This window comes from Thermodesulfobacteriota bacterium (assembly GCA_040756475.1).
Taxonomy (GTDB): domain Bacteria; phylum Desulfobacterota; class Deferrisomatia; order Deferrisomatales; family JACRMM01; genus JBFLZB01.
In genome coordinates this window covers 3,403-28,752 of sequence record JBFLZB010000042.1, presented here as the reverse complement: position 1 = coordinate 28,752, position 25,350 = coordinate 3,403, and the positions used below count along the sequence as shown (strand labels likewise).

General features: G+C 71.3%; 28 protein-coding genes and 1 tRNA gene. 16 read left to right on the top strand and 13 right to left on the bottom strand.

What is annotated here, in order from left to right:
* Positions 1–223: 223 nt before the first annotated feature.
* From AB1578_08400 to AB1578_08380, 5 genes are all read right to left on the bottom strand, one after another.
* Positions 224–922 (bottom strand): hypothetical protein, encoded by a 699-nt coding sequence (locus AB1578_08400; protein ID MEW6487920.1) that lies wholly within the window; start codon positions 920–922, stop codon positions 224–226.
* Positions 909–1,934 (bottom strand): cytochrome c biogenesis protein ResB, encoded by a 1,026-nt coding sequence (locus tag AB1578_08395; protein ID MEW6487919.1) that lies wholly within the window; start codon positions 1,932–1,934, stop codon positions 909–911. Before AB1578_08395 ends, AB1578_08400 begins: the two co-directional genes overlap by 14 nt.
* A 13-nt stretch (positions 1,935–1,947) precedes the next feature.
* A complete protein-coding gene (gene ccsA / locus AB1578_08390) occupies positions 1,948–2,697 on the bottom strand; it encodes a cytochrome c biogenesis protein CcsA (GenBank protein ID MEW6487918.1) in 750 nt (249 codons plus the stop codon).
* Positions 2,698–3,387 carry a metal-dependent hydrolase gene (locus AB1578_08385; GenBank protein ID MEW6487917.1) on the bottom strand — a complete coding sequence of 230 codons (690 nt, stop codon included), beginning with the start codon at positions 3,385–3,387 and terminating at the stop codon, positions 2,698–2,700.
* A gap of 170 nt (positions 3,388–3,557) precedes the next feature.
* A complete protein-coding gene (locus tag AB1578_08380) occupies positions 3,558–3,941 on the bottom strand; it encodes a hypothetical protein (protein ID MEW6487916.1) in 384 nt (127 codons plus the stop codon).
* A 190-nt stretch (positions 3,942–4,131) separates the two neighbouring features.
* Here AB1578_08380 and AB1578_08375 point away from each other — a divergent pair, with 190 nt between their 5' ends.
* From AB1578_08375 to AB1578_08350, 6 genes are all read left to right on the top strand, one after another.
* Positions 4,132–4,635, top strand: a complete 504-nt coding sequence (locus tag AB1578_08375; GenBank protein MEW6487915.1) for a Slp family lipoprotein — start codon at positions 4,132–4,134, stop codon at positions 4,633–4,635.
* 277 nt (positions 4,636–4,912) lie between these two features.
* Positions 4,913–5,953, top strand: coding sequence for a heat-inducible transcriptional repressor HrcA (gene hrcA, locus AB1578_08370; GenBank protein MEW6487914.1), 1,041 nt, complete (start codon positions 4,913–4,915; stop codon positions 5,951–5,953).
* Between the two features lie 141 nt (positions 5,954–6,094).
* Positions 6,095–6,664 carry a nucleotide exchange factor GrpE gene (locus AB1578_08365; GenBank protein MEW6487913.1) on the top strand — a complete coding sequence of 190 codons (570 nt, stop codon included), beginning with the start codon at positions 6,095–6,097 and terminating at the stop codon, positions 6,662–6,664.
* Positions 6,665–6,740: 76 nt separating this feature from the next.
* Positions 6,741–8,642 carry a molecular chaperone DnaK gene (dnaK, locus tag AB1578_08360; GenBank protein MEW6487912.1) on the top strand — a complete coding sequence of 634 codons (1,902 nt, stop codon included), beginning with the start codon at positions 6,741–6,743 and terminating at the stop codon, positions 8,640–8,642.
* Positions 8,643–8,736: 94 nt separating this feature from the next.
* Positions 8,737–9,849: a molecular chaperone DnaJ gene (gene dnaJ / locus AB1578_08355; protein MEW6487911.1), complete on the top strand. Its 1,113-nt coding sequence runs from the start codon at positions 8,737–8,739 to the stop codon at positions 9,847–9,849.
* Between the two features lie 83 nt (positions 9,850–9,932).
* Positions 9,933–10,910, top strand: a complete 978-nt coding sequence (locus tag AB1578_08350) for a zinc dependent phospholipase C family protein (GenBank protein MEW6487910.1) — start codon at positions 9,933–9,935, stop codon at positions 10,908–10,910.
* Between the two features lie 30 nt (positions 10,911–10,940).
* Here AB1578_08350 and deoC read toward each other — a convergent pair whose 3' ends face one another.
* On the bottom strand, positions 10,941–11,642 hold the full coding sequence (gene deoC / locus AB1578_08345; GenBank protein ID MEW6487909.1) for a deoxyribose-phosphate aldolase: 702 nt from the start codon (positions 11,640–11,642) through the stop codon (positions 10,941–10,943).
* A 100-nt stretch (positions 11,643–11,742) separates the two neighbouring features.
* On the opposite strand from deoC, the gene lptF reads away from it, so the two are divergent.
* Entirely contained in the window at positions 11,743–12,888 is a 1,146-nt protein-coding gene (gene lptF, locus AB1578_08340) for an LPS export ABC transporter permease LptF (protein MEW6487908.1), read from the top strand.
* A complete protein-coding gene (gene lptG / locus AB1578_08335) occupies positions 12,885–13,967 on the top strand; it encodes an LPS export ABC transporter permease LptG (GenBank protein MEW6487907.1) in 1,083 nt (360 codons plus the stop codon). Before lptF ends, lptG begins: the two co-directional genes overlap by 4 nt.
* 401 nt (positions 13,968–14,368) lie before the next feature.
* Here lptG and AB1578_08330 read toward each other — a convergent pair whose 3' ends face one another.
* The 4 genes from AB1578_08330 to plsY form a co-directional block, all read right to left on the bottom strand.
* Positions 14,369–14,986 (bottom strand): molybdenum cofactor guanylyltransferase, encoded by a 618-nt coding sequence (locus AB1578_08330; GenBank protein ID MEW6487906.1) that lies wholly within the window; start codon positions 14,984–14,986, stop codon positions 14,369–14,371.
* Between the two features lie 216 nt (positions 14,987–15,202).
* Positions 15,203–15,310, bottom strand: a complete 108-nt coding sequence (locus tag AB1578_08325) for a carboxymuconolactone decarboxylase family protein (protein MEW6487905.1) — start codon at positions 15,308–15,310, stop codon at positions 15,203–15,205.
* A 51-nt stretch (positions 15,311–15,361) separates the two neighbouring features.
* Positions 15,362–16,768, bottom strand: coding sequence for an L-seryl-tRNA(Sec) selenium transferase (gene selA / locus AB1578_08320; protein ID MEW6487904.1), 1,407 nt, complete (start codon positions 16,766–16,768; stop codon positions 15,362–15,364).
* 26 nt (positions 16,769–16,794) lie between these two features.
* Positions 16,795–17,385, bottom strand: a complete 591-nt coding sequence (gene plsY / locus AB1578_08315) for a glycerol-3-phosphate 1-O-acyltransferase PlsY (protein MEW6487903.1) — start codon at positions 17,383–17,385, stop codon at positions 16,795–16,797.
* Positions 17,386–17,624: 239 nt separating this feature from the next.
* Between plsY and AB1578_08310 the strand changes: the two genes are divergently transcribed.
* On the top strand, positions 17,625–18,008 hold the full coding sequence (locus tag AB1578_08310; protein MEW6487902.1) for a PilZ domain-containing protein: 384 nt from the start codon (positions 17,625–17,627) through the stop codon (positions 18,006–18,008).
* Here the strand turns inward: AB1578_08310 and AB1578_08305 are convergent.
* From AB1578_08305 to AB1578_08295, 3 genes are read right to left on the bottom strand one after another with little or no spacing between them, the layout of a single operon-like run.
* Entirely contained in the window at positions 18,005–18,331 is a 327-nt protein-coding gene (locus tag AB1578_08305) for a Smr/MutS family protein (protein ID MEW6487901.1), read from the bottom strand. The genes AB1578_08310 and AB1578_08305 overlap by 4 nt on opposite strands.
* A 7-nt stretch (positions 18,332–18,338) precedes the next feature.
* Complete coding sequence (locus AB1578_08300) at positions 18,339–18,623, bottom strand: hypothetical protein (GenBank protein ID MEW6487900.1); 285 nt, start codon at positions 18,621–18,623, stop codon at positions 18,339–18,341.
* A 7-nt stretch (positions 18,624–18,630) separates the two neighbouring features.
* A complete protein-coding gene (locus AB1578_08295) occupies positions 18,631–19,653 on the bottom strand; it encodes a branched-chain amino acid aminotransferase (GenBank protein MEW6487899.1) in 1,023 nt (340 codons plus the stop codon).
* A 501-nt stretch (positions 19,654–20,154) separates the two neighbouring features.
* Here AB1578_08295 and AB1578_08290 point away from each other — a divergent pair.
* The 7 genes from AB1578_08290 to AB1578_08260 all read left to right on the top strand — a co-directional run.
* Positions 20,155–20,769: a hypothetical protein gene (locus AB1578_08290; GenBank protein ID MEW6487898.1), complete on the top strand. Its 615-nt coding sequence runs from the start codon at positions 20,155–20,157 to the stop codon at positions 20,767–20,769.
* 31 nt (positions 20,770–20,800) lie between these two features.
* Positions 20,801–21,616, top strand: coding sequence for a hypothetical protein (locus tag AB1578_08285; GenBank protein ID MEW6487897.1), 816 nt, complete (start codon positions 20,801–20,803; stop codon positions 21,614–21,616).
* Positions 21,613–22,551: an FAD-dependent oxidoreductase gene (locus tag AB1578_08280; protein MEW6487896.1), complete on the top strand. Its 939-nt coding sequence runs from the start codon at positions 21,613–21,615 to the stop codon at positions 22,549–22,551. Before AB1578_08285 ends, AB1578_08280 begins: the two co-directional genes overlap by 4 nt.
* Positions 22,548–23,138: a metallophosphoesterase family protein gene (locus AB1578_08275; protein ID MEW6487895.1), complete on the top strand. Its 591-nt coding sequence runs from the start codon at positions 22,548–22,550 to the stop codon at positions 23,136–23,138. The genes AB1578_08280 and AB1578_08275 overlap by 4 nt, the downstream gene beginning before the upstream one ends.
* A gap of 94 nt (positions 23,139–23,232) precedes the next feature.
* Positions 23,233–23,309: transfer RNA gene (locus tag AB1578_08270), tRNA-Pro, on the top strand.
* 104 nt (positions 23,310–23,413) lie between these two features.
* On the top strand, positions 23,414–24,778 hold the full coding sequence (locus AB1578_08265; protein ID MEW6487894.1) for a hypothetical protein: 1,365 nt from the start codon (positions 23,414–23,416) through the stop codon (positions 24,776–24,778).
* 13 nt (positions 24,779–24,791) lie between these two features.
* Positions 24,792–25,350, top strand: a 559-nt coding sequence (locus AB1578_08260) for a MotA/TolQ/ExbB proton channel family protein (protein MEW6487893.1), incomplete at its 3' end; no start/stop codon positions are given.

Here is a 25,350-nt window from a genome sequence, read left to right as displayed (position 1 = left end):
TCCGCGATCCGCCGCCTCGGTGGCGAGCGGGGTCCGGGAGCCCCTGCGCTTCGCCCCGCAATCCGCGCCAATTGGAGGATGCGCTCCTCACGGAATCGGTGCTCCTGGCTTCATCGGTTTCCACCGGCTGCGGCGGATCGGTCGATGCGGTACGGGGCTACGCTCCGGGGCTCCCGGACCCCGCCCCAGGATGAGGTGGTGGATTCTGGTGCTGCCACCCAGTTCACTTCCCCTGGAATGGGTTCCACCAGGGTTTGCGCTCTCCCGAGAGGCGGTATCCCCGCCCCCGGCTCTTGATGTCATTGAGCTCGTCTTCGAGCTCGATGATGCGCTTGTCGCGCTCCTGGAGCTGGGTTCGCAGGGCCTGGGCCTGCTCCTTGAGCTTGCGGATGACCGTGTCGCGCGGGTCGTGGATGCGGGTGGCCGCGGTGGGCGCGGGGGACTCGGGCTCTTCAGCCGGGGGGGCCTTGGGGGCCGCCTCGGCGGAGGGCCAGGAGAGGGAGTAGTGCTTGAGCCGCAGCAGGGCGTTGGCCGGGATGCGAAAGGTCTGGGCCGGTCCTACCGTCCAGCCGGAGCCCTCCTGTCCGCAGGGGTAGAGGCGAAACTGGCACGTGTCGAGGAAGCTGCGCAGGAACTGGAGGTCTTCCTGCTGGTCGGGGTAGAACCGCAGGTCGTAGTTCACCGGCTCCGAGGGGATGTCGTAGAGCAGCACCGAGAGGGCGATGCACCCGTCCTGCTCTCTCTCCAGCTCGATGCCCACTTCGGCCTTGAGGGCATTGTCCAGGTTGGGGACCTTGACCAGGAAGTGGGCCATTCCCGAACGGTCCAGGTCCCGCACCACGCTGTGCTCGGCGAGGGTTCTCGCCGCGGCGGGGTCCAGGCACCAGCGGGAAGCGGAGGGGTCGAGGTCAGGCGAGGTCATCGGGCTCGGAAGGCGCCGGCGGGGCTGGGTGCTGCCGCCGTCCGGGCCAGAGGAGGGGAATCAAGCTGGCGCTCAGGAGCACCGAACCCGCCAGGGCCAGCCCGGCGCCGGGGTCATACCTTATATCGAAGATCCCCACGGTATCAACGGCAATATCCCCCCAACGGAGCGGTGGCGCGGCGGGCAGCACGAGGGCCTGTCCCGGCGCGGGAGAGACCCAGAGGGGCCGGGGGCGTCCCGCGCCCTCCGGGTCCCAGGCCAGGCGCAGCGCGATACGGCGGTCCGGGGCGCGGGACCACTCTGCGAGCACGAGGGTCCCCTGGCCCAGGGGCATGGGCCGTCCCACTTCCGCCAGTCGCCGCTCCCCGTCGGGGAGCAGCAGATACCACCCGCGCAGGGTGGGTTGGGCTCCCTTGAGGTAGGCGGCCACCCCCTGGGCGTGCAGGGGTTGGTTCACCCGCACGGGCCCGCCCGCCAGCAGCTCCTCGCCGTCCCGGGCCTCCAGGCCGGCCTGGAGGAAGGTGGGGTAGCCCTGGGGGGCGAAATCCACCTGCACGTCCGATACGGTAAACGTCCAGCCCGGCCGCTCCTCCACCGAGAAGGATTGGCCCGGGAAGGCCGGGTGTCCGTCGGAGCGAAAGCCCGCCACCGCTCCCACCAGGTGGGCACCGAGCACCAGGAGGAAGCCCAGGTGGGCCAGGTGGGCGAAAGCAGCGCGGGCCGGGAGCCGGCCGTGGCGCCGGTGCCGGTCGAGCCGCTGGACCACGCAGACGCAGGTGTTCAGCGCCAGCAGCGCCGCCACGACGGCCATGGAGGCCACCCACCAGGCGGCTCCCGGCCGGGCCGCGCCCGCCGTGCGCAGCCACTCCAGGAGGACGCCGTCCTCGATGGACGCGTAGTCCTGGGGCCGAAACTGGATCGCCACCGAGCCCCAGGCCGAGAGGACCACGAGGACGGCTACCAGGGCCAGGGTGGTCTGGAGGGAGCCGAGGAGGCGAAGGACGGGGTTCATGGATTCTACCGTCTCAAAACTGGTGGGTGTTGCGCATGAGGAGCCCCACGCCCAGATAGGTAAAGAGCACCAGCCCCAGCCCCGCAAGGCTGGCCCATGCCTGGCGCCTGCCCCTCCAGCCGGCCATGTGGGGCAGGTGCACGAGGCCCGCGTAGTAGGTCCATACGATCCCCGACCAGAGCTCTTTCACGTGCCAGAGCCAGTAGGTGCCCCACGCCAGATACGCCCAGATGCCCCCGCTCACCATGCCCCAGGTGAACCAGGCGAAGCCCCACCTGTGGGCTCCCTCGAGCACGCGGCGGTTGTGCGGCCGCTCCCACCCGGCCAGGTGGGCCAGTGCCGCCGCCGCCCCCACGGCGAAACTCGCATAGGCGGCGAACGACGTGGCCACGTGGATCTCGAACCACCACGTCTGGAGCGCCGGCAGATTGGGTGCGGGCCGCGGGTTGGTGAAGGAAGAGACGACCCAGAGGCCTGCGGCGGCGGTCACGCACAGGCCATACACCCGCCAGTGCTCGCCCCGAAAGGAGGCCAGGGCCGCCGCCAGGACAAGCAGGATGCCGAAGAGGAGCGTGGTCTCGTGGAGGCCCGTGAGGGGAGGCCTCCCCGTCTGCAGGGTTCGCCACAAGCCCACCCCCAGGGCAGCCCCCACCGGGACCAGAGCGGAGAGCCGCGATGCACGACCCCTCGCGACCAGCGCGATGCCCCAGAGGACGGCCAGGGCCGCTGCCCCCCGCAGCGCCCAGGGATAGAGGGCGTCCACCTAGGCGAACTCCCGGCTCTGGCCCGGCGCCAGCACCACCACCTCCGCGCCGAGCCCCCGGGCCTTCTCGACGAAGCCGCGCGCGTCCTGCTCCAGCACGTCGAAGGTGGCGTAGTGCATGGGCACCACGTACCGGGGGTGGAGGAACTCCACCGCCTTGGCCGCGTCCTCCGGGCCCATGGTGAAGTTGTCGCCGATGGGGAGCAGCGCCAGGCCGATGTCGTTCATCTCCCCCAGGAGCTTCATGTCGTAGAAGAGCCCCGTGTCCCCCGCGTGGTACACGGTGAGGCCCCCCAGGGTCACGAGGAAGCCGCAGGGGTTGCCGGTGTACTCGGTGCCCTTGTCCACGAAGGCCGAGCCGTGGTGGGCGATGGTGAGCTTGACGCGGCCGAACTCGAAGCGGTGGCTTCCCCCGATGTGCATGGGGTGCACCGTGGCCCCGCGCCGCTGGCAGAACATGGCGAGCTCGAAGGGGGCGACGATGGGGGCCCGGTAGCGTTTCGAGAGGTCTACGGCGTCGCCCAGGTGGTCTGCGTGCCCGTGGGTGACCAGGACCGCGCTCAGCCCGGGGAAGCCCCCGGCCGGAGCGTTGCTCTTGGGGTTTCCCGAGAGGAAGGGGTCCACGATGACCCGGTGGGTGCCGTCCTCCAGCAGGAAACAGGCGTGGCCGTAATAGGTGGTCCTGAGCATGGCGGCGTCTCCGGCTGTTTTCTCTATGTATTTGAAACTATTAACGTTTCGAGTTGCGCACAAGGGGAGTGCAACCCGGTCTGGAGCCCGGAGCGCTGCGGGTTCCCGGGGGTTGTCCCCAGGGTCATCCACAGGTTTTCCCCAGAGGCCTGTGGAAGGGGGTGCCCCGATCACGGAATCTGGTAGCCCACCCACGCCAGCCCCTGGGTGTGGCCGAGCCAGCGGGCATCGCCGCCGCTGCTCGCCTTGCCCCGAACCCAGTTGGAGCGCAGTTCCGCCTGGAGGAAGAAACGGTGCCCGAGGGGCAGCTCGGCCCCTCCCCCCACCGAGACCCCGGGTCCCCCGTACTGGGCCTCCCGTCCCCGCTCGTCCACCTCGGCCTGGTAGCCTCCCGCCCCGGCCTGCACGAAAGGGGACCAGGTCTGCCTGGGGAACCACCACCGCCCTAGGAGCTGGAGGGAGGAGAGCCGGGCGCCGGAGTTCCCGCTGGGCGCCCCCCGGTGCCAGGAGTTGGAGAAATCCAGCGCCAGGGAGAAGCGCGGCGTGTAGTACACCTCGGGCAGCTCCCCTTCTATCTCATTGCCGCCTGAGCCGCAAGGCGCATACGGACGCGGCGGGGCGGCTGGACGGCTTTGCGGCCGGACCGGACACACGCGAAGCGAACCGCGACGCCTCGATGGGCTGAGGCAAAGACTCTTTGGAGTATACTGGTGCGGACACGCGCCACTTCCCGGGAGACACCCCATGCACCGACCCCCGAGACCGTGCCACGCCCTGACCGCCCTCGCGTGCGTCTTGATCCTCTGGGGTTGCGCCGGGAGCCGGCTCGATGCAAGCCGCGCCGAGCCCGGGCTCGATCCGGCGGTGGCCGCCGCGGACCCGGAGCGGGCGCGCGGCCGGTTCGTGCACTGGGGGGGCATGCTGGTGCAGGCGACCAACCGGGCCGACGGCACCGATCTCGAGGTGTTGGCCTATCCCCTCACCCGGGGTGGGGAGCCGCGCACGGGCCGGGCCCCCCTGGGGCGTTTCCTTGCCCGCCGGGACGCCTATCTCGACCCGGCGGAGTATGCTCCCGGGAGGATCGTGACGGTCGTAGGACCGCTGGAGGGCGCGGTCCAGGGCCGCATCGGGGAGGCCGAATACACCTACCCCCTGGTTCGGGCCGAGCAACTGCGCCTGTGGCCCGCCGTTTATCCCCCTGCCGAGCCCCGCTTCCGCATCGGAATCGGAGCCGTCTTCGGGCGGTAGGGCGGGTGCGGACGCGGCGGACGAGAGGGCCGCCGCTGGCAGTCCCGCCTCCTGCGCGTCTGGAAGCTTTCTGCCCTCGCCCTTCCGGAAGAGTCAAGGATGCCAAGGCGCATGGAACGCCGATCCCGGACTTCAGTGGACAACCGGGGGCGGCGGGTGGGGCAGCGCCCAACTCCTCGGGGGCTGTGGGCATCTGGGGGCTGCTTGACTCCCCCGGGGGCCGTTGTTACCGTACGGCGCTGGCACTCAGGGGCGTCGAGTGCTAAACGAGGTGGCCATGGACCCGAGTTTGAGCGAGAGGGATCGGCGCATCCTGGGTGCGGTCGTAGAGGAGTTCGTGCAGACCGCGGAGCCGGTGGGGTCGCGCTATCTGGCGCGAAAGCACAGCCTGGGGGTGTCTCCGGCCACCGTGCGCAACGCCATGTCCGACCTGGAGGAACTGGGCTACCTGACCCAGCCCCACACCTCGGCCGGCCGCAAGCCTACCGATCGGGGCTACCGGTACTACGTGGACTGCCTGATGAGCCCGGAGCTGCCTTCTCCGGGAGAGCGACGTCGCCTGCGGCGCACCCTGGGCAGCGCCGAAGCTGCGGATCTGGAAGCCCTGCTTGGCTCCACTTCCCGGCTCCTCTCCTCCGCCGCGCGGCAGGTGGGGGTCGTGGCGGCTCCCCGGTTCGAGGCGAGCGTCTTCCGGCACATCGACTTCGTCTTTCTGAGGGAGGGGCGGGTCCTGGTGGTGCTGGTCTCCCAATCCGGGGTGGTGCATCACCGCCCGGTGACGGCGCCGGAGATCGGCTCCCAGGCGGAGCTCGACCGCATGGCCAACTACTTGAACGGTCTCCTCGAGGGGCTGCCCCTGCTGGAGGTCAAGGAGCGGATCGTCGCCGAGATGGCAAGCGAGGTGGCGCTGTACGACTCCCTTCTGCGCCGGGCCCTGGAGCTGGGGAGCCAGGCCGTGGGCGGGGAAGGCGCCGAGGCAGACGTCTACCTGAGCGACCCCGCCTCGCTCTTCGATCAGCCGGAGTTCAGCAGCGCGGCCCGGATGAAGGCGATCTTCGAGGCCTTCGAGAAGAAGGGGCGCCTCCTGGGCCTCCTCGACCGGGCCTCCGAGGCGGCGGGGCTGCACCTGCTCATTGGAGAGGAGAATCCTCTGGCCGACCTGCGCGAGTGCACCCTGGTCACCGCGCCGTACCGGCGCCAGGGCCGGGTCCTGGGCACGGTGGGGATCATCGGCCCTACGCGCATGGATTACCCGAGGGTGGCCGGGCTCGTGGAGTATACGGCGCGCGTCCTGGGAGAGGTTCTCGATTCCCAGTGAGCGCCGGTTTTCGGGAGTATCGAAACGCCGCGCGCGAAGGCGGCGGTCCAGTGCTCCGGGGGACGCCCGCGCCGCCCTCGCTGCGCCGCTCCGAGTGTTGAAGCCACGTGAGGATGCAACCGTCATAGGGGAGAAGTGGGCATGGCAGACGAAACGATCGGGGGAAGCCAGACGCCGGGAGAGGGAGGGCATGCTCCGGCCGAGGCGGATGCTTCCCAGGGGGAGATGGTGTCCCTGGACGAGATCCTCGCGGAGAAGGACGCCCAAGTCGATCAACTGCGGGCCGAGCTGTTGTACCAGCGGGCCGAGCTGGAGAACTTCAAGAAGCGCACCGAGCGGCGTTACGCCGAGTCGTTGGAGTACGCGGGCGAGGGACTCTGGAGGGACCTCCTGCCGGTGCTCGACAACCTGGAGCGGGCGCTCGTTCACGGCCGGGAGGGCGGAGCGGAGAGCTTCGAGGCCCTGATCCAGGGCCTCGGCCACGTGACGGAGCAATTCCGCGGGGTCCTCGCCCGGCACGGGGTGGAGCCGGTGGCCTCCGAGGGGGCCCGCTTCGACCCGGCCGTGCACGATGCCCTGGCGCAGGTGCCGGGGGAAGAGGACGGCCGGGTGGCCGAGACCTACGAGAAGGGTTACACGCTCAAGGGAAGGCTCCTGCGGCCCGCGAAAGTTACGGTGACCAAGGTTGCCCCAGCCCCCGGCGATGGTTAAAGTGCAGCCCGGCTGAAAGGCGGGGGCGCCCCGGCGCCCCCGTTCTCACGTAAAGCGCGAACAAGGAGGCGGGTTCATGGGCAAGATCATCGGCATCGATCTGGGCACCACCAACAGCGTGGTGGCCATCGTGGAGGGGGGAGACCCCGTGGTCATCACCAACCCCGAGGGGGGCCGCACGACCCCGAGCATGACGGCGCTGACGCCGGAGGGCGAGCGGTTGGTGGGCCAGGCGGCCAAGCGCCAGGCGGTCACCAATCCCGAGAACACGGTGTTCGCGATCAAGCGGCTCATCGGCCGCAAGTTCACCGATCCCGAGGTGAAGAAGGACATGGGGATGGTGTCCTACAAGATCGTGGAGGGCACCAACGGGGACGCCTGGGTGGAGATTCGGGGCAAGAAGTACAGCCCAGCCGAGGTCTCGGCGTGGATCCTCCAGAAGATGAAGCAGACCGCCGAGGAGTACCTGGGCCAGGAGGTAAAGGACGCGGTCATCACGGTGCCCGCCTACTTCAACGACAGCCAGCGGCAGGCCACCAAGGACGCCGGGCGCATCGCGGGCCTGGAGGTCAAGCGCATCATCAACGAGCCCACTGCTTCGGCCCTGGCGTACGGGCTGGACAAGAAGGGGGAGCGCAAGATCGCCGTATATGACCTGGGGGGCGGCACCTTCGACATCTCGATCCTGGAGATCGGGGAGGGGGTCTTCGAGGTCAAGAGCACCAACGGCAATACCTTCCTGGGCGGCGAGGACTTCGACAAGCGGGTCATCGACTACCTGGCCGACGAGTTCAAGAAGGAGCAGGGCATCGACCTGCGGGGCGACAAGATGGCCCTGCAGCGCCTCAAGGAAGGGGCGGAGAAGGCCAAGATGGAGCTCTCCACCACCATGGAGACCACCGTCAACCTGCCCTTCATCACCGCGGACCAGACCGGGCCCAAGCACCTCAACATCCGCATCACCCGGGCCAAGCTCGAGCAGCTGGTGGGCGACCTGGTGGACAAGACCGAGGGCCCCTGCCGGCAGGCCCTGAAGGACTCGGGGCTCTCCGCCTCCCAGATCGACGACGTCATTCTGGTGGGGGGCATGACCCGCATGCCCAAGGTGCAGGAGAAGGTCGAGCAGATCTTCGGCAAGAAGCCCCACAAGGGCGTCAACCCCGACGAGGCCGTGGCGGTGGGGGCGGCCATCCAGGCCGCGGTGCTCTCGGGCGAGGTCAAGGACGTCCTCCTCCTCGACGTGACGCCCCTGTCGCTGGGGATCGAGACCCTGGGCGGGGTGTTCACCCGCATCATCGACCGCAACACCACGGTGCCCTGCCGCAAGAGCCAGATCTTCTCGACCGCCGAAGACAACCAGACCGCCGTCTCGATCCACGTGCTCCAGGGCGAGCGCGACATGGCCCGCGACAACAAGACCATCGGGCGGTTCGAGTTGGTGGGCATCCCCCTGGCTCCCCGGGGCATGCCCCAGATCGAGGTGACCTTCGACATCGACGCCAACGGCATCCTCCACGTCTCGGCCAAGGACATGGCCACGGGCAAGGAGCAGTCCATCGAGATCAAGGCCTCCTCCGGCCTGAGCGAAGACGAGATCAAGCGCATGGTGCGCGACGCCGAGGCCCACGCCGAGGAGGACCACCGCAAGCGCGAGCTCGTGGAGGAGAGAAACAAGCTCGACGGCCTGATCTACTCCACCGAGAAGAGCCTGAAGGAGTTCGGCGACAAGATCGACGCGGCCAACCGCACTCGGATCGAGTCCGCCCTGGCCGACGCCAAGCCCGCCCTGGAGTCGGACGACGTCGCCCGCATCCGCCAGGTCTTCGAGGCGCTCACCCAGGCCTCCCACAAGCTGGCCGAGGAGATGTACAAGAAGGCCGGGGCCGGAGGCGGCCAGGCCGGCCCGGGCGAAGGTCCGTCCGGACCCTCGGGGGGCGACGAGGGGGTCGTGGACGCGGATTTCGAAGAAGTGAAGTAAGCGACGACCGAGCCCGACCGGGGGGCCCGAAGGGGCTCCCCGGTCTCGTTTTCCGGGTGGGGAGCCGAGCTAAACCCAAACCGGCGGGGATTTCTTGGCCAAGCGAGACTATTACGAGGTCTTGGGGGTCGGGCGAAACGCCAGCGACGCCGAGATCAAGAAGGCCTTCCGCAAGCTCGCCCTCAAGTGGCACCCGGACCGGAACCCGGAGCACGGGGACGCGGAGGCGCTCTTCAAGGAGGCGGCAGAGGCCTACGAAGTGCTCTCCGATCCGGCGCGCCGTGCGGAGTACGACCAGTACGGCCATGCAGCGCCGGGAGGGCAGCGGAGCTACACGGACCGGGACTTCGACTTCCGCGGCAACGTAGACGACCTCTTCAGCGAGATTTTCGGCGACATCTTCGGCCAGCGGCGCCCCCGGGGTCCCCGCCCGGAGCGGGGGGCCGACCTGCGCTACAACCTCACGGTGGAGTTCGAGGAGGGGGTCTTCGGGTGCCAGCGGGAGCTGGAGATCCCCGTGCGCCGTTCCTGCCCCGAGTGCGGCGGGTCGGGGGCCCGGCGGGGCACGACCGCGTCTGCGTGTCCCGAGTGCCACGGCCACGGCCGCGTCCGGTTCCAGCAGGGGTTCTTCAGCGTGGAGCGCGAGTGCCACCGGTGCGGCGGGGAGGGCCGGGTGGCCCTGGACCCGTGTCCCGAGTGCCGGGGGCAGGGTTTGGTGCAGCAACGCAGGCGCCTTGCGGTGCGCATCCCCCCGGGGGTGGAGACCGGGGCGCGCCTGCGCGTCTCGGGAGAGGGGGAGACAGGTGCGCACGGCGGGCCCCCCGGGGACCTCTACGTGGTCCTCACCGTGCGCCCCCACGCGCTCTTCTCCCGCCACGGGCAGGACCTGGTGTGCGAGGTCCCGGTCTCCATGGGGCAGGCCGCCCTCGGGGCCGAGATCGAGGTGCCCACGCTGGAGGGCTCGGCGCGCGTCCAGGTGCCGCCCGGTACCCAGCCCGGTCAGGTTCTGACCCTCAAGGGCAAGGGGGTGCCCCGGGGAGAGCAGGGCCGGCGAGGCGACCTCAAGCTCGCCATCCAGGTGGAGGTGCCCCGGCACCTCACCGCCCGGCAGGCCGAGCTCCTGCGGGAGTTCGAGGACCTGCGGGAGGAGGAGGGCGGCTCGGCGGTGAGCCGCTTCTGGGAGACGGTGCGCAAGCTCTTCGGGTAGGGAACCGGCGCCCCCGGCGAGCTGCCGGCCTGGCCAGCCCCCGCTTTTGACACCCCTCGGAACGCCTGACTATACTCGCCCCCATGGCCCTCACCGCGCGCCCCCGAACCTTCGGCCTCGCGGTCCTGGCCCTCGCGGTGCTGGCGCCCGCGCTGGGCTGGGCCTGGGGGCCGGCGACCCACCTGGAGCTCGGTACCCAGGTGCTGGCCCACCTGGGCGTGCTTCCCCTGGCGCTGCAAGAGGCGCTGCGCTCCCACCCCCTGTGCTTCCTCTACGGGAACATCGCCGCCGACATCGTGGTGGCGAAGCGGTTCACGCACTATCTGCGCCACTGTCACCGCTGGACCGTGGGCCTCGAGGTGCTCGGACGCACCGCGCGCCCCGCGGAAGCGGCGTTTGCCTGGGGGTACCTCTCCCACCTGGCGGCCGACGTGGTGGCCCACAACTACTTCGTCCCGTACAAGACCATCCTGAGCTTCAATACCCGGGCCATGAACCACGCCTACTGGGAGGTGCGCTTCGATACCCATGCCCCGGACGACGTGTGGCACGTGCCCTACCGGATCAGCCGCGAGATGCACGACCGCAACGACGCGATCCTCAAGTCGGTGCTCTCCCGCACGCTGCTGTCGTTCCAGACCAACAAGGTGCTCTTCAACAGCGTGGTGCTCATGGGGCGCTTCCGGAAGTGGCAGGAGATCATCCGGCAGACCCTGGCACAGTCGAAACTGGTGCTCGACCCGGCGCGGGTGGCCCGCTACAAGCAGCTGTCCCTCGACGCGATCCTGGCCTTCCTGGTGGACCGGGAAGACGCCTGGTGTTTTCGGGCGGACCCCACCGGCAGCCAGAGCCTCAAGGCTGCCGGGGTCATCCGCAGCCATCTGCGGCGCAAGTACCGAAACGGGCATCTCTCGCGGCAAGGGTTTCTGGACGTGCTGGAGCGCTACCGGCCCCACCTGGAGGCGAGTATCTACGCCGAACCCAACTCCCAGGAACTGGTGGAATCGGCGCTCGCCATCCTGGACGGCCCGCCCTCCGAGCCCCGGGATGCGGCGGCCTGAGGGCCCGTCCGATCCGGGGGAGCCCCCCTCTCACCCTTCCCGGACCGGACCGGGACGGACACCCCCTCCCAGCCTCCGCTCCGCCTCCTGCCACAGCGCGCCCGCGCGCGAGGTCCCCAGCCGGTCGGCGCCGGCGGCCAGGAGGGCCTCGGCCTGCTCGAAGGTGCGGATGCCCCCCGAGGCCTTGACGCCGCAGCGGCTCCCCGCCACCTGACGCAGGAGCCGGACGTCGGGGATGCGGGCGCCCGGGGGGCCGAAGCCCGTGGAGGTCTTGAGGAAGTCCGCCCCGGCGCCCAGGGCCAGTGCCGCCGCCTCCCGGGTCTGGGCGGGGGTGAGCGCGCCGGTCTCCAGGATCACCTTGAGCACCCCGCTTCCCGCCGCCCGGCGGGCGTCGCGGAGCTCCGCCGAGACGGGGGAGAGCCGCCCGTCCAGGAAGAGGCCCAGGTTGAAGACCAGATCCACGTCCTGGGCGCCGGCCTCGAAGAGCTCGGAGACCTCCGCCACCTTGGCGCGCGCGGTCTGACTGCCCAGGGGAAAGCCCGCCACGCCTACCACCCGGACCGGGGTACCCGCCAGGTGCTTCACGGCTTCGGCCACCCGGCACGGCGCCACGCACACCCCGGCGAAGCCTGCCTCGACGGCCTCCCGGCACAGGGCCTCGATGTCCGAGCTCCGCGCGGTGGGGGCGAGCAGGGTCGACTCCAGGGACTCGGCGAAGCGGCTCAGATTCATGGTCCTCTTCCGGTTCTCGGGCTCGGGCCAACCTACCACCCCGGCGGACTCGCCCTCAAGCGGGTTTCGGGCGGCCCTGCCTTGGGGGTATGCTGCCCCCATGCGCGTCCTCAACCGCTACCTGCTCAGCGAGTGCCTCCCCCCCCTGGGGCTCGCCCTGGCGGTGTTCACCTTCGTGTTGCTGATGCACCGGCTGTTGAAGCTCTCGGATCTGGTGATCGCCAAGGGCGCCCCCCTGGGCCAGGTGCTCGCGCTCCTGGGCCTCGCGCTGCCGGCCCTCTTGCCCCTGCTGCTGCCCGTGAGCCTTCTGCTGGCGGTGCTCCTGGCCGTGGGGCGCCTGAGCGCCGACAGCGAGGTCGTCGCCATGCGGGCCTGCGGGGTGGGCCTCTGGGACAACCTGCGGCCCGTGGCCCTCCTGTCCGCGGCGGTCTGCGCGGCCACGGGGGCGGTAAGCCTGTGGGGGCAGCCCCTGGCGGCCCAGAGTTTCCAGGCCGCCCTGTACGAGTCGCTCAAGAGCCGCCTGACGCTGACCACCGAGACGGGGGTGTTCACCGAGCTCGCCCCCGGCATCACGGTGTACGCCGCAGGCATGGACCGGGATACGGACCGCCTGGAGGATCTGTTTCTGCACCTGGACCGGGGGCACACCCAGGGGATCTGGATCCTCGCCCGCACCGGGAGGCTCCGGGACGAGGGAGGGGCGCTGGGCCTGGAGCTCGAGGAAGGAGAGATGCACCAGCAGGCGGCGCCCGACAAGCCCTACCACCGGCTTCGCTTCGACCGTTACCGCCTCAGCATCCCGCTTCCCGCACCCACCTGGACCCCCGGCGAGAGCGAGGCCCCCACCGCCGCCCTGCTCACCCGGGCCTACGGGCCCGAGCTGGACCGGCGGGCCCGGCTGGAGCTCCACCAGCGCCTGGCGTTGCCTGCCTCCTGTCTTGTCTTCGGGCTCCTGGGTCTCTCCCTGGGGCTGCATCACTCCCGGGGCGGGAGGAGCCGAGCGGTGAGCCTGTGCCTGGTCGTCCTGCTCCTCTACTACGCGCTGCTCACCGTGGGGCGCACCCTGGGCAAGGACGGCGCCCTGCCCCCCGAGCTCGCCATGTGGCTGCCCAATTTCCTCCTGGGCGCCCTGGCGGTCTATGCGTTCGCCCGCAGGAACCGGGAGGCACCCCTGCCCCTGGAGGAGGCGGTCGGGAGCTGGCTCGGCCGGCTGCGCGGGCTTCTGGCGCGGGAGCACGACCGGTGAAGATCGTCGACCGCCACCTTTCCGGGGAGTTCGGCCGGGTCTTCGCGGTTGCCGCGGCGACCTTCTCGGGCCTCTTCCTCCTGGTGGAGTTCTTCGAGAAGCTGCGGGTGTTCCTGAAGTACGACGCCGGGGCGGGAGACGCGCTGCTCTTCCTTCTCGCCCGGCTGCCCTGGATGGTTTCCCAGGTGCTCCCCATGGCGACCCTGCTCGGGACCCTGCTCTCCCTCATGCTCCTGGCCCGCCACGGGGAGATCACCGCTCTTCGAAGCGCCGGGATTTCCCTTCCCCGGCTGGCGGCCCCGTACCTGGCCTGCGGCCTGGCCGTGGCTGCCTTCAACGCGCTGGTCCAGGAAGTGGCAGCGCCCCGGGGCTTTGCCTTCGCCCGGGAGGTTCAGGAGGTGCGGATCAAGAAGCGCCCCCCCTCGTCCCTGCTCAAGACCGAGGACCTGTGGCTGCGTTCGGAGGAGCGCATCCTCCACGTGAATCTGGTGACCCCCGAGGACGGGCGCCTCGTGGGGGTGAGCGTGGCCGAGCTCGAGGGCAACCGGGTGCGCCGGCGCATCGACGCCGCAGAGGCCCATTGGGCAGACGGGGGCTGGGTGCTGCACCGCGCGGTGGTGCGGGAGTTCTCCGCCGACGGTGCCATGGCGCGGGAAGAGCGGGAGACCCTTTCCTATCCCCTGCGGGAGCGCCTGGAGGACTTCCTCCTCGCGGAGGCGAGCCCGGACGAGGCCACCTGGGCCGAGTTGCGCCGGCGCATCGCCCGCTACCGGGCCCAGGGCATCGAGACCCGCTCCCTGGAGGTTGCCCTGTGGTCCCGGACGAGCCTGCCTCTGGTGAACGTGATCATGCCGCTGCTGGGTTTCCCCTTTGCCGTGCGCGCCGGGCGCCGCGGCGGTACGGCCCTGGCCCTGGTGGCGTCCATCTTCCTGGGGTTCGCGTACTGGCTGTCGCTGGCGGTGGGAATGGGGTTGGGCAACGCCGGAGTCCTTCCCCCGGCCCTCGCCGCGTGGGCCGGCAACCTCCTCGGGGCGGCGGCGGGCGCCGTGCTCCTGGTCCGGGCGGAGCGAGCCGGATGAGCGGGGCTTTCTTTCCAATTGTGGCAATTTGCGCCACAGTTGGGCCGGTTTTCCGCCCCATCTTCCCGCAAAATGGTTCCGGCACGTATCTTGCTTTTTCCTGAGCTCGGGGGGCACCCGGCACGACGAGGAGAGGAACCCCTCCCATGTGGAGACGGTCGAAGCGGCTCCTGACCTACCTGCTGGTTCGGCGCTACCACAGTTGGACCCGCCAGGGCAACGAGTACCTGGAGCACTGGCTGCGCCAGAGGGGGGGCGCCTAGGCGCGGCAGGGGGGGTCGAGGCACGAGCGGACCCGGGGAGTCACGAAGGCCAACGGGAGCCCTCCCCGGCAAGGACTGCGGCGGCACCTCCGTCCCTTGGGTCCTTGCCCTCTCTCTGGTCCCTGGAAAGTCCCCAGCCTACCCCGACTCCCCGGCCGCCAGCCGCCGGGCCCTCTCGAAGTCCTCTGGCCGGTTCACGTTGAGGAAGGAGCAAAGCTCCGGGTCGAACCGCCGCAGCTCCTCCTCCCCCACCTCCCGCGTCCGCAGTTGCCCGAAGGCGTCGCGCAGCCGCAGGTTTCCCCGGGCGATCTCCCGCTCGAAGACGGGCAGGGCCGACGGGCGGTAGAGGGCGCACAGGGGCTCGTAGCCCGCAGCGACCCGCGGCACCACGGCTTCCCAGCCGGGGCAGAGGCTGACCAGGTAGCGCAGGAGCGCCGGCTCGACGAAGGGCAGGTCGCAGGCCACGCAGAGCACGGGGCCGTCCGCTTCCACCGCGCCGGCCGCGTGGGCCAGTGCGGTGGCCACTCCCCCCATGGAGTCGGCGCCGGGGTAGCGGTCCGGCAGGGTGGGCACGCCCTTCCCGTCGAGGCGGGGAGGACCCCCCACCACCACCACGCGCTCGGCGGCCTGGGCGACCCGGGACCAGACCCGCTCCAGGAGAGGGACCCCGGCCAGGGGCAGGGAGACCTTGTCGGCCCCCATCCGGCGGCTGCGGCCTCCGGCCAGGATGGCGGCCAGGGGGGCTTGGGGGCTCAACGGGGCGGCGAGGCGGCTGGGCGAAGGGGCTGGGGCGGGCGCGCCGGGGCCGAGACCACGCTAACCCTCCTCGTCTGCCTTGAGGCCGATGCTCAGCGTTTCGGTCACGGCGTTTCGCACCCGGGCCGCCCCCACCATCATAGCCAGGGCCAGCACCTGCCGGATCTCGGCGGGGGTGGCCCCTTCCTTCTTCGCGCCCGCGAAGTGGCGCTGGGTTCAGTGGGCACAGCCGCCCGCCGCGGCCGCGGCCAGGGCGCAGAGCTCCCGGGTCCTGGGGTCCAGGACGTCTTCGTACTCGAACTGGAGAAAGGTTTGACGAGCCACGCGTGGTTCCTCCCTTTCTGGCCCCGGCCGAAGCATCCCTGCCGGCGCCGGTCAGTCGCCGTCCTCGGTCCCCAGCGCCGCCGCCAGGGCGTCCGCGACGATGTGGTCTTCCCCGGGTCCGAGGGTTCGCGGGTCGAAGATCAGTGCGTCCTCGTGGATGCGCGCGATCACGGGCGGACGGTGGCGTCGAAGGGCCGCCTCGATCCGGGAGACGCCCCGGCCCGGCCGGCGCACCTCCACGAGCCAGGTGGGGAGCTTCTGGAGAGGGAGGGACCCTCCTCCCACCTCGGAGGCGCCTTCCCCGGAGGTCACCTGGGCCCGTTCGCCCAGGCGATCGCGCAGCATCGTCGCCAGACCTTCGGCGCGGGCCCGGAGCTCCCGGGGATCGCGCCCCAGGAGGGAGAGGGCCGGCACCCGGCTCCAGGCGGTCTCCGGGTCGCGGTACAGGGCCAGGGTGGCCTCCAGGGCTGCCAGGGTCACCTTGTCCGGGCGCAGTGCCCGCATCAGGGGGTGCCGCGCGCAGGCGTCGAGGGCGTCTCGCCGGCCCACGAGGAGTCCGGCCTGGGGTCCTCCCAGGAGCTTGTCCCCCGAAAAGGTCACCACGTCCACGCCGGCGGCCACCACCTCCGGAACCGTGGGCTCGTGCTCGAGACCCAGGTGTTCCAGGCCCACCAGGCAACCGCTCCCCAGGTCCTCCACCACCGCCACCCCGTGGCGTCGGCCCAGTTCCACCAGATCCCCCGTGGAGACGCTGGCCGTAAACCCCAGGACGCGGTAGTTCGAGGTGTGCACCTTGAGCAGGAGTGCGGTCTGGGGCCCGATCACCCGCTCGTAGTCCCGCAGGTGGGTCTTGTTGGTGGTGCCCACCTCCCGCAGGGCGCACCCGCTCTGGGCGAGCACCTCGGGAATGCGAAAGGAGCCTCCGATCTCCACCAGCTCGCCCCGGCTCACCACCACCTCCCGCCCCGACGCCAGGGCAGCGAGAGCCAGGAGCACCGCGGCGGCGTTGTTGTTCGCCACCAGGGCCGCTTCGGCCCCCGTGAGCTCCCGCAGGAGACCCTCCACCAGGTCGCGCCGGTGTCCGCGGCTCCCCGCCGCGAGGTCGTACTCCAGATTGCAGTACCCGGCCGCGCGCCCCATGGCCTCCACGGCCTCGGGGGCCAGGGGGGCCCGCCCGAGGTTCGTGTGCAGCACGACGCCCGCCGCGTTCACGACCCGGACGAGGTGGGGGGCGGTCTTCTCCCGGGCCAGCGCCAGGCTCTCCCGGGCCAGGGTCTCGGGGTCCAGGGGTGCGCAGATGCCCGAGAGCAGCGTCTCCCGGCGACCGGCCAGGACGTCGCGCACCGCCTCGACGAGCACGGGGCGGGGCAGGGCGGCCCCGGACTCCCCCCGGAGGGCCGGCTCCTGGAGCACGCGCTCGACCGCCGGGATCCGGCGCAGGTCCTCGTGGGGGCGCAAGGGGGTCTCGATGGGTTTCCCGCCCCTCAAATCCGGCTCCCGATCCTGTTTTCCGTGCCGTCGAGGATGCGCTCGACGTTGCCCTGGTGCTTCCAGATCACGAGCGCACCCACGGCCAGGGCCAGGGCCACCACCGCCAGGGGGTGGCCGAAGAAGGCGCACAGGAGCGGCAGCGCCGCGGCGGCCGCCATGCTCCCGAGGCTCACCATGCGGGTGCGCCACACCACGAGGGCGAAGACGACTCCTGCCCAGAACACCGAGCCGGGAGCCAGCGCCAGGAACACCCCGAGCCCCGTGGCCACCCCCTTGCCGCCCTGGAACCTCAGGTAGACGGGGAAGAGGTGGCCCAGAAAGGCCGCGAGCCCCACGGCGGCCACGGCCCAGGGAGACCCGAAGACCCCGTAGGCCCATGCCGCCGGGAGGAACCCCTTGAGGGCATCGCCCGCCAGGGTGACGGCGCCGGCCCTGCGCCCCAGGGTGCGGCCCACGTTGGTCGCGCCGAGGTTGCCGGAGCCGGCACGGCGGGGATCGCTGCCCCCGAGGACGCGCGCCACCAGCAGCCCCGTGGGGACGGAGCCGAGCAGATAGGCGAACGCGAGAAAAAGCAGCCACTTCATCGCACACCTCACGTGCACCCGTGGGGAGAAGGCGCGCACACGCTAGCACAGGGGGTGGGACCCGACAAGTTGCAGGCGGCTCGGCAGCTCGGCGGCCCAGCCTCTTGCTCTTTCGCGCGGAATCGGCGATGGTTCGGGGCGGCAGGGCGCCTCCGGCGCGCCGCGGGAGCGCTGGGGCGGGGGTGCTCAAGTCGGAAGCACGATGTGCCGATGCACCCCGTATTCGCGGAGGAGAACGGATGAATCAACGCAGAAGGACTCGGGTGGTCTCCCGGAAGGGGGTTTCCCTGGTTTGGCCTGGCGGCGGGGCACGGGGCGCGATCGAGAACGTGAGCCTCAAGGGCTGCCTGATGGTGCTGGATGCGGGCCAGCAGCCCCCCCCGGCAGCCCCGGTCCGGGTGGTGATCCACCTGGAGCAGGAGACCCCCGACCTGGACATCGCGGTGGAAGCACGGCTGGTCCGGGGGGATGCCTCGGCGGTGGCCCTGGAGTTCACCGAGGTGCCGCCGGAGAGCTTCCACCGGCTCTTCCGGCTCGTCCAGTACAACGCAGAGGACCCCGAAGAGATCGAAGCCGAGCTCGGCTCGTCCGCCTTCGAGGAGGGGAGCACCGTCCTGCGCTAGAGCTCCCGGCAGCCCAACCCGCCTCGCAGGTCCACCGAGAGGGCTCCGTCCCGCCCGTCCCGGTCCACTTCCCGCCGGTAGCGCCCTGCGTACCCGTTGGCCTCCAGCCAGCCGGCCACGGCCTCGCGCAGGACCCCCTTGCCTCCGGGGCTTCCCCGTCCCTTCCCGCACACGATCCGCAGCCTTGGCGCACCCGCTCTCTGGGCGGCCGCGAGCGCGGTGCGCACAGCGTCCAGTGCCCGGGGCACCCGCAAGCCGTGCAGGTCGATCTCGGGCGCCCGATCCGGCCAGGCGGCCGAGAGGAGGCGGCGAAGCCACGTCAAACTGGGGTCAGGCCTTCTTGAAGAGGGCGTCGAGCCTGGCCTTGGCGGCGGCCCGGGGATCTTCCTGCCGGGTGCCCTCCGCCCCCTCCGCCGGCCGGAAGTAGTCGCAGAAGTTCGCCCTCTGCGCGTCCAGAACTCGCTCCGCCTGGGGCTCGCGGCAGTGGTTGTACTGGCCCGGGGCGTAGAAGGCGCAGTTCACGCACGCCCGCAGGTCGGCCCCGCAGCGGGAGCAGGTGTCTCGCCTCCCGTAGGGGCCCGGAGGGGCGGGGTGGGCGCAGCGCGCGCAGTTCACCGGGCGGTCACTCCGGAATGATCTCCGTCCAGCCGTAGGGGTCGGGGGCCTCTCCCAGCTGGATGGCCGTGAGGCGACGGTAGAGCTCGGTAGTCACGGGCCCCGCCTTCCCAGCCTTGGCATAGACGAAGTCCTGGCCCCGGTAGGTGATGGCCTCGACCGGGGTGATGACCGCGGCCGTGCCCAGGCACCCGGCCTCGTCGAAGCGACCCAGCTCCTCGACGGAGATGGGCCGTTCCTCCACGGCGAGACCCAGGTCCCGCGCCAGCTGGCGCACGCTCAGGTTGGTGATGCTCGGCAGGATGGAGGGGCTGGCGGGGGTGGCGTAGGTCTTGCCCAGGATGGCGAAGAAGTTCGACGAGCCCGACTCGTCGAGGTACTTCTTCTCGCGGCAGTCGAGGTAGAGGACCTCGGAGTACCCCTTGCCCTTGGCGCCCATGGTCGCGCGCATGCCCGCCGCGTAGTTTCCGCCGCACTTCACGTCTCCCACGCCCCCGGGGGCGGCCCGGTCGATCTCCTCCTCCACGATGAGGCGCACTGGGGTGAAGCCCGCCTTGTAGTAGGGCCCGACGGGGGTCACGAAGACCAGGAAGAGATACTCCCGGGCAGGCTTCACGCCCACCTCCGCGCTCGCCCCCAGGAGCAGGGGGCGCACGTAGAGGCTCGCTCCGCTCCCGTAGGGGGGCACGAACCGGCGATTGGCCAGGACGACCCGGTGCACCGCCTCCCGGAAGAGCTCCTCGGGCACGGGCTCCATCAGGAGCTTTCGGGCCGAGCGCTGGAAGCGGCGGGCGTTCTCCTCGAGCCGGAAGGTCTGGAGCTTGCCGTCGGGCCGTTCGAAGACCTTGAGCCCCTCGAAGATCTCCTGGCCGTAGTGCAGACAGGTGGCGGCCATGTGGAGGGTAAGGCTCTCGTCGGAGGTGAGCTCCCCGGGGTCCCACCCGCCGTCGCGGCACCGGTAGCGCACGTTCGCGTCGGTCTTGTGATACGCAAAGGGCAGGTGGGCAAAGTCGAGGCCGGCACGCTCCATCGGCGTCCTCCCGGGTGCGGGTGAGGGGTTGGAATGGCGAGAAGGGGCAAAATGATAGCGCGCCGGGAGCCGGCCGTGCAAGGAGCGGAAATCCGGGGAAATTTAGGCCGCCCAACCCCTAGCGAGGCTGCGCCTCAGACCGTCGAGGGATGGGCGGGCCGGGGGCCTCCCCTCCGGCGGCGCAGGATCCCGCGGGAATGCAAAGGGTCCGCGCATTCGAGCGAGGGAAGGCAAGGGCATCTCGTGTCCGCAAGGGCATCGCCAAAGCCGCCTGCGCCGCCTCCGGGGAGCCCCCCGGCCCGCCCCCCAAACCTTGCGCGGCAACCGGTAGGGTGGGTCAAGCGAAGCGGACCCACCATCGCCAGGGAGAAACTTGACGCATTCTTCGAGATTCCAGGTCCTCAAGGATTCCTGGGCTGCTGGGCCGCCGGGCCGCCCAGCCTTCTCAGTCGGAGGCTCCTGGGGTAGGATGCCGGCTCCCCCCGCTCTCAGGAGGTTCCCATGGATGTCAGGGCAGTACGTTCGGCTCTCGTCGTGCTCCTCTTCGTTCTTTCGACGGGCTGCGCCTCCAAGGCGGTGGTGCTCGCGCCCGGCCCGGTTCCCATGCCCGAGGCCGCCCGGCAGGCCGATGCCGTCGCCTGGTCCGTCTGGGTCTCCCAGGCGCGGGATGTGCGGCCCGAGGCCGAGGCGGGCCAACGGGTGGGCACCCTGTACACCCGCTTCCAGAAGAGTCCCCAGACCGCGTACCTGGAGCCGGCCCCTGCGGAGTACGTGCGGAGCGAGCTCTCCCGGTATCTCCTCCACAAGGGGCTGGAGGCCTCCACCTCCCAGGGTGCCCGGCTGCTTCTCTCGATCGAGCTGGAGGAGTGCAGCGTGACCGAGAACCCGGGGTCGGTGTGGGACGAGGTCATCGTGCGGGTGGGGTACTCCGTGCGGCTGGCGGACGCCTCCGGGCGGGAGCTCGGGCGGGTGCGACTCAAGGGGGAGGCTCAGCGCAAGAGCCCGGGAGAGACCAAGCGGCAGGCCGAGGCCGCCCTGCGCGACGCCCTGGCCGACACGTTCCAGGCCCTGGCCCGCGCCGACGTGTTCCAGAAGGCCGTCCAGGGGCAGCTCTGAGCCGGTTGCCCGGCTCCCGCGGGACGCTGCGATGCCGAAGCCGGCGGATTCCGGGGGCGAACCCCCCGACGCCCTGGAGCGTCTGCCCCTGTACCGGCGCGCGGCGCGGGTGCTGGAAGGGTTCTGCGGCCAGTGGCTCGCCCCTTTCTGTGCGGCCTGCCTGGAGGTGACGGGGCTGCACCATCGGGACGACCCCCGGGCCGACGCGGAGCTCCTGGAGGGGATCTTTCCCGGATGCTGCCAGGCGGGGGTGGCCGACGCCCTGTGGGTTCCGGGCTCGGGGGAAGAGGGCCGGTTTCCGGCGGAGCTCGCCCGAGCCCTGGACGGGGCCCGGGCCCGGGCCCCGTCCAGGGCTAGTGGGGGAGGCGCCGCTGCCCCGCCTCCCACCTATCGCGTACGGGAGCGGCACAGCGGGCTCGTCGCGGAAGGGGTCTCGTGCGCCTACCTGGGTCCCGGTGGGTGCCGCCTCGGGGAGCTCAAGGCGCCCCTGTGCCTGTGCTACGCGTGCGAAGCGGTGCTGGAGGCGCTGCGGCAGGCGCTGCTCCGCTCCGGGAGTGACCCGGCGGCGGGATTGCTGGGGAGCGGGACCGACGACTTCTGCGGGAGCCAGGCAACATTGCGGGCCGTGGTCTCGCGGCCCCTGGGGGAGGCGCGCAGCGCAGTGGATGCGTTGTCGGCGCGGGTGGCTGGCCTCGACCGCGCCCTGGCCGCGGCCGCCGGCTCCGGCGCGAAGCTTCTGGCCGCCTGGCGCAGGGGCGCCGGGGCGGGGCGCGCCGTGAGAGGTTTCGAGACAGATCGGGGCGCCGAAGGGGGCGCGCCGGGAGGAAATCGGGAGGTGCAGCCATGAGCGACGCAGCGACCTACGAGGCCATCGTCATCGGCGGGGGGCCGGGGGGGCTGACGGCCGGAATGTACCTGGCGCGGGCGGGCCGAAAGACCCTGCTCCTCGAGCGCACCGTGCTGGGGGGACAAATCGCCCAGACCGGGCACGTGGAAAACTACCCCGGCTTCCCCGAGCCCTTGAGCGGGCGCGAGCTGGCAGAGCGCATGGAGAAGCAGGCCCTGCGGTTCGGCCTGGAGATCCAGTTCGGCCGGGCCGAGGCCCTGGGGGTCGAGGGGGAGTGGAAGGTGGTGACGGCCTCGGGATTTCCCTTCCGCGCCCCCGTGGCGGTGGTGGCCACGGGGCTGGTGCAGGCGCTTGGCATCCCCGGCGAGGAGGAGTTCCTGGGGCGCGGGGTGTCCTACTGCGCCACCTGCGACGGCGTCCTCTACCGGCAGCGCGCGGTGGCCGTGGTCGGGGTGAGCGAGTGGGCGATGGAGGAGGCCCACCACCTCACCCGATTCGTCTCCACCCTCTACCTGGTGGTCCCGGTGGGGGGCGTCAAGCCCTCCACGCCCCTGCGGCGCGAGGTGCTCGCCCACCCCGCGGTGCGCGTCGTGGCCGGCGCGCGCCCGGTGGAGGTCGTGGGCGACGCCTCCGGGGTGACGGGCCTGCTGGCCGAGATCCAGGGCAGCGGCGAGCCCACGCGCCTGGACGTGGACGGGGTCTTCGTCTTCGCCGGGAAGAAGCGGCCCGGCACCGAGTTCCTCCGGGGGCTGGTGGACCTGGACGACGACGGGTACGTGAGGGTGGACGAGGCCTGCGAGACCTCGGTGCCCGGGCTGTACGCCGTGGGCGACGTGCGCCGGCGCCGCTTCCACCAGGTGGCCTCCGCGGTGGGCGACGGCTGCATCGCGGGCATGGACGCGCTGCGCCACCTCAAGCGCGGAGGCGAGGGGTGAGGCTCGCGGTCTTCGGGGACCTCCACGGCAACCTGGCCGCCCTGGAGGCGGTGCTCCGGGACGCCCAACGGCGGGGGGCGGACGGTCTCGTCCACCTGGGGGACCTCCTGGGGGAGGGGCCGGGCGCCCAGGACGCCGCCGTGGTAGGGCTGCTCTTGCAGCACGGAATCCCCGGCGTGGTGGGGGACGCCGAGCTCGACTGGCTGGAACGGCACGGCCGCGAGCCCGCCGGGGGGGGCGGCCCCTCCGAGGGTGCGCAGGTGGAGGGGTTCCTCCGGGGGCTGCCCGCCCAGCTCGCCGTCGAGGAGGCGGGGGTGCGCTTTCTCTTCGCCCACGCGAGCCCCGCGGGGCCCAGGGAAGAGGGCCTGGGCGAGCTGGCCGAGGACGAGCTCCTGCGCTTTCTCGAGGGGTGCGGGGCCGACGTGCTCACCGTGGGACACACCCACCGGCCCCTGGTGCGGCGGGCGGGCTCGCGGCTGCTGCTCAACCCCGGGAGCGCCGGGGGCGGGGAGGCCGTTTCGTACCTTCTCCTGGACACGGCCGAGGGACTCCAGGTGGGCCACGTCCGGCTGCCGGCGCCAGTTTGACGTTGAAAGCCGCCGGGGCCAGCGTGTAAACTCCTCCCTTCCCTTCGGAGGGGAGCCCTCTCCCGCAACGGCGCGTGCGCCGGAGTGGGAGCGTCGGGACGTGGCGCAGTCTGGTAGCGCGTCTGCTTCGGGAGCAGAAGGTCGCTGGTTCGAATCCAGTCGTCCCGACCACCCTTCCCCTTCCTGTTCCATCCCACGGGGCGACGCCCCGGGGCCTTGGGTAGAGACGGCACGCGATCCGGGGGAGACCCTTCCAGCGGAGACGTGTGCACTCCATGCTCCTGCTCCTGCTCCTGCTCCTGACCGCCGCCGCGCCGGCGCGTGCGGAGGCGCCGTCGGTGTACCGGGTCATCCGCCCCACCGACGAAGCCCACAACCTCCTGCCCAAGACCTGCCAGGTCTGCCACAAGGGACAGGAGCTCCATTTCTTCCTCGTGGCCGGGCCCTCGGCAGACTCCCTGGAAAAGGCCGTCCAGCTGCTCTCGGGCAAGGTCGCGGTGGCAGCGGCGCCCGCCGCACGGAAGAACCCCCACGCCGGGGTGGCCTGCCTGTTCTGCCACGTGGAGCCGCCCGACGGCGGCCGGGCTGCGGGAGAGCTCACCTTTCGCACCGTAGAGGGGAAGGCCGTTCCCCGGGAAGCCCAGGCCAGGCACTGCCAGATGTGCCACCCCGGTGATCCGCAGCACCATCCCCGCGTCACCCGGGGCCGGGCTGCCGCGGCCGACCTGGCCCGGGCCGGCCTCCCCCTGGCCGGGGATACGGCCCTGTGCACCACCTGCCACGACGTGCACGACGAACAGGCGACGCTCGCGTCCTTGCGGCAGGCCTATGCCTCGTTTGCGGCCCGCAGCTCCCAGAGCTACCCCCACCGCAACCGGTCGGGGTGTGTGGCGTGCCACCCCGTGGCCCCCACCGATGCCGCCGCGGTCGCCTTCCGGGAGGGCGATCCCACCGCTCGATGCGTGCGCTGCCACCCGGCCGACCACGGCGGGATGCACCCCATGGCGGTGGCGCCGACGCCGAACACCTTCCCCCTGGATTTCCTCGACTATCCCCTGGACGCGCAGGGGCTCCTGTCGTGCTCCACCTGCCACGACCATCCCTGCACCCAGGCCCGGGGCGAGCCCAACCGCGGTTTTCTGCGGGGAGGGCCCTACTCGGTGAGCACGGACTTCTGCTACCGGTGCCATCCCCGGGCCGGGACCGGTTCCCTGAATCCCCACCGGCAGGTGAGCGCAGACGGGAAGATCCTCACGACCACCTGTGCCTTCTGCCACCGGCGCATTCCCTCGTCCGACGACCCGGAGGCAGCCTACGAGGGCCCGGACGACCTCCTGTTTCTCTACTCTCCCCTGGAGCTGTGCGCGGGGTGCCACGACTCTTCTCCCCACCCGAGCGGGATCAACCACCTGGTGGAGCTGCCGGAGGCCCGGCGCGCCCGGCTCGCAGCCTACGAGGAGCGACACGGCGTGAGCCTTCCCCTCCACGAGGGAGCGAGCGTGGTGTGCACCACCTGCCACAACCCCCACGACAAGGGCGTTCTCAAGGGAAGGGCGGCGCTGGGGGCGGCCGAGGTCCACCTGTGGCGGGTGCCCAGCTATGCGGAGCTCTGCACCCCTTGCCATGCGCGTTACGATTGAGCGGAGTCGAGCCATGTTGGAGTTCTTCCAGAAGGGCGGCCCGGCCATGTACCCGCTGCTGGCCCTTTCCATTGCGGGGGCAGCGGTGGTGGTGGAGCGGATCCTGGTGCTGTACCGCGCACGAACCCACACCGAGTCGTTCATGGCCCGGGTGGCGGCGGCCCTGGAGGCCCAGCGCTACGACGACGCCCTGGCCGTGGCCCGGGGGGGAAGCGGGGCCATGGCCCGGATGCTGGCCGCGGGCATCGAGAAGATCCGCCGGGGACGGGCGGAGGTGGAGCGGGCCATCCAAGCCCGGGGGGACCTGGAGGTGGGAAAGCTCGAGAGGGGCCTGGCGCTGCTCCAGGCCGTGGCCAAGACCGCCCCCCTGGTGGGGTTCTTCGGCACGGTTTCCGGCATGATCAAGGCCTTCGAGTCCATGGGCCAGGCGGGCCTGGGCGACCCCTCCCAGGTGGCCACGGGCATCTCCGAGGCCCTCATCACCACGGCCGCGGGCCTGGCGGTCGCCATCCCCGTCTTCTTCGCCCACTCTCTCTTCGTGGGCAAGGTCAACCGCTTCGTGATGGAGCTCG

Coding starts and splice junctions, on each gene's coding strand:
- AB1578_08400 (MEW6487920.1), bottom strand. CDS start 922: ATGACCTCGCCTGACCTCGACCCCTCCGCTTCCCGCTGGTGCCTGGAC.
- AB1578_08395 (MEW6487919.1), bottom strand. CDS start 1,934: ATGAACCCCGTCCTTCGCCTCCTCGGCTCCCTCCAGACCACCCTGGCC.
- AB1578_08385 (MEW6487917.1), bottom strand. CDS start 3,387: ATGCTCAGGACCACCTATTACGGCCACGCCTGTTTCCTGCTGGAGGAC.
- AB1578_08375 (MEW6487915.1), top strand. CDS start 4,132: ATGCACCGACCCCCGAGACCGTGCCACGCCCTGACCGCCCTCGCGTGC.
- hrcA (MEW6487914.1), top strand. CDS start 4,913: ATGGACCCGAGTTTGAGCGAGAGGGATCGGCGCATCCTGGGTGCGGTC.
- AB1578_08365 (MEW6487913.1), top strand. CDS start 6,095: ATGGCAGACGAAACGATCGGGGGAAGCCAGACGCCGGGAGAGGGAGGG.
- dnaK (MEW6487912.1), top strand. CDS start 6,741: ATGGGCAAGATCATCGGCATCGATCTGGGCACCACCAACAGCGTGGTG.
- AB1578_08350 (MEW6487910.1), top strand. CDS start 9,933: ATGGCCCTCACCGCGCGCCCCCGAACCTTCGGCCTCGCGGTCCTGGCC.
- deoC (MEW6487909.1), bottom strand. CDS start 11,642: ATGAATCTGAGCCGCTTCGCCGAGTCCCTGGAGTCGACCCTGCTCGCC.
- lptF (MEW6487908.1), top strand. CDS start 11,743: ATGCGCGTCCTCAACCGCTACCTGCTCAGCGAGTGCCTCCCCCCCCTG.
- plsY (MEW6487903.1), bottom strand. CDS start 17,385: ATGAAGTGGCTGCTTTTTCTCGCGTTCGCCTATCTGCTCGGCTCCGTC.
- AB1578_08310 (MEW6487902.1), top strand. CDS start 17,625: ATGAATCAACGCAGAAGGACTCGGGTGGTCTCCCGGAAGGGGGTTTCC.
- AB1578_08295 (MEW6487899.1), bottom strand. CDS start 19,653: ATGGAGCGTGCCGGCCTCGACTTTGCCCACCTGCCCTTTGCGTATCAC.
- AB1578_08290 (MEW6487898.1), top strand. CDS start 20,155: ATGGATGTCAGGGCAGTACGTTCGGCTCTCGTCGTGCTCCTCTTCGTT.
- AB1578_08285 (MEW6487897.1), top strand. CDS start 20,801: ATGCCGAAGCCGGCGGATTCCGGGGGCGAACCCCCCGACGCCCTGGAG.
- AB1578_08280 (MEW6487896.1), top strand. CDS start 21,613: ATGAGCGACGCAGCGACCTACGAGGCCATCGTCATCGGCGGGGGGCCG.
- AB1578_08265 (MEW6487894.1), top strand. CDS start 23,414: ATGCTCCTGCTCCTGCTCCTGCTCCTGACCGCCGCCGCGCCGGCGCGT.